General features: G+C 62.4%; 2 protein-coding genes and 1 pseudogene. All 3 read right to left on the reverse strand.

The genetic code is table 11. From position 1 onward, the window contains the following. Positions 1–515 (reverse strand): SDR family NAD(P)-dependent oxidoreductase (locus tag NKJ08_RS38535; protein ID WP_352786368.1); only part of this gene is annotated, 515 nt, incomplete at its 3' end. A gap of 35 nt (positions 516–550) precedes the next feature. After that, positions 551–1,327 carry an amidohydrolase family protein gene (locus NKJ08_RS38540; protein ID WP_352786370.1) on the reverse strand — a complete coding sequence of 259 codons (777 nt, stop codon included), beginning with the start codon at positions 1,325–1,327 and terminating at the stop codon, positions 551–553. Between the two features lie 136 nt (positions 1,328–1,463). Beyond that, a pseudogene (locus NKJ08_RS38545) lies at positions 1,464–1,796 on the reverse strand (ATP-binding cassette domain-containing protein); the annotation flags it as partial. Between the last annotated feature and the right edge of the window lie 195 nt (positions 1,797–1,991).

Genomic DNA, 1,991 nt, shown 5'->3' on the forward strand with positions numbered 1-1,991 from the left:
TCGCGCGCCATGGCCTTGGCAAGCCCCAGAACACCCGCCTTGGCAGCCGAATAGTGCGGGCCACCGAAGATGCCGCCGCCGCGCTGGGCCGAAACTGACGACATGCAGATGATCGAGCCGCCGCCATTTTCGCGCATGTTCGGGATGAATGCCTGGCTGAGATGGAGCACGCCGCGTAGGTTGACATCGAGGATGCGGTCCCAGTCAGCCGGGCTGATCTCCAGCGTCTTGACCGGCTGCGTGACGCCCGCATTGTTGCAGAGCACATCGATCCTGCCCAAGGTTTCTGTCACTTGCGCCGCCGCCCTCTTGCAGGCGTCGAGGTCCGCGACGTTGCACGCAAGGCCGATATGGTCGGGTCCAAGCGACGCAGCGGCGTCACGCGCTTGCCCGTCATCGAGGTCGAGTATTGCAACGCGAGCCCCGTGCTGTGCCATCAGCGCTGCCGTGGAGCGGCCAATTCCCCGGGGGCCCGCGGCCCCCGAAATCACCACGGCCTTGCCCTTCAGCAACAAGTCGAACTCTCCTGCTATTTCTGTTTGCCGGCGATCTAAAGTCGGTAGATCCGGGCGGCGTTGTCATGGAACAGCGCGAGCCGCTCCTCGTGCGGGTGGGCGATCGTAATTTCCTTGAAGGCGTTCAAAATGGCGTCGAAGCTCGAGAACAGCTTGTCGACGGGGAAGTTCGTCGCGAACATCGAGCGGCCGACGCCGAAGGCTGCGATCGCCTCCTCGACATAAGGACGGATCGAGAACGTGGTCCAAGTCCAGTCGCCCATGCCGAGGCCCGAGATCCAGGCGACGTTCGGCGCTTGCGCTAACTGGTGCATGCCTTTTTTCCAGGCGCCAAAATGCTCGGCGCCGTCGACCTGCATGCCGGCGTGATTGAGAATGATCTGCACGTCGGGAAAGTCGCGCGCCAGTTCGAGGAACTCGCTCATCTGCGGATAGTAGAGCTGCGGGTCGAAGCTCAGCCCGCGCTTCGCCAGCTCCCGGAAGCCGCGCCGCCATTCGGGCGTACGACTGACCTCCGGCCGCGCCAGATAGGTCTTGGCGGGGTCGGGATGATAATTCATCGGCTGCCGCATGCCGCGGAAGTTCGGATATTCCATGTGGCGGTCGAGGAGGTCGCCGACGTCGGGTTGGGACAGGTCGGCATAGCCGACGATGCCATGCGGAAAGCCTCGCTTGTTGGCGATCTCCTGCAGCCAGCGCGTTTCCCCAACCGGATCGCCGGGATCGAGAAGCAGCACTTCGGCTCCGGTGGAAAGGGCACGAGCGATCTGGACGATCTGGCCCTCGTGGAGGGACAATTTGCGTGCCGGCATTATCGATGATCGCTTCGCCGATCGCTGGGTCGATCAGCTGGAGCGCTCCGAGCGCAGTTTCGCGCGTGCGGCGACGGCTGATCTGCGACCAGCCCGACCTCGCATGCACACAATGCCGATGTTTTCCGCGACCGGACAGCTCGGGCAACAGCGCCAGCTCCTGATGCACCACCGCCATGATCGGGCTGTTGTGGTCGGCCTTCGACGAGGCGAAGCCAATCTCGCCGGCTTCGCGTGAGGTCAGCCCTGTGACGATGCGGATGAGAGTGCTTTTGCCGGCGCCGTTGCCGCCCAGGAGCGCGTGGATTTCGTCGGCCCGGACCTGAAAACTCACACCCCGCAGGACACGGGTTGCGTCATAACTCTTCTCGATATTCGCAGCTTCGATCAGGGGCTTCCTGGTCAATACCTGTCCAACTCCCGGCACGTTGCCGGCGCTACCCAAGCTTTGGGTTGAACTCGGCTCCATCCTGTATCTCCTTCCGGGACCACTGTGCGACCGATTGACATTCGGCTCAATTTTCGTTTCTTAACATTCTGTGTAGCTGAGCTTAACTGACGAGGACGAGGTCAGACATCAAGTTCAATTCGATGACGCATTTCGAGGCAGTCGCGCGGCTCGGCGGCGTGGCAAAGGCCGCTCAGGAATTGCAGGTGACACCTT

The organism is Mesorhizobium sp. M0244 (genome assembly GCF_040321795.1).
Taxonomy (GTDB): Bacteria; Pseudomonadota; Alphaproteobacteria; order Rhizobiales; family Rhizobiaceae; genus Mesorhizobium.

Excerpts from the sequence above, each read along its gene's own strand:
- NKJ08_RS38540 (WP_352786370.1), bottom strand. The coding sequence starts at position 1,327 with ATGCCGGCACGCAAATTGTCCCTCCACGAGGGCCAGATCGTCCAGATC.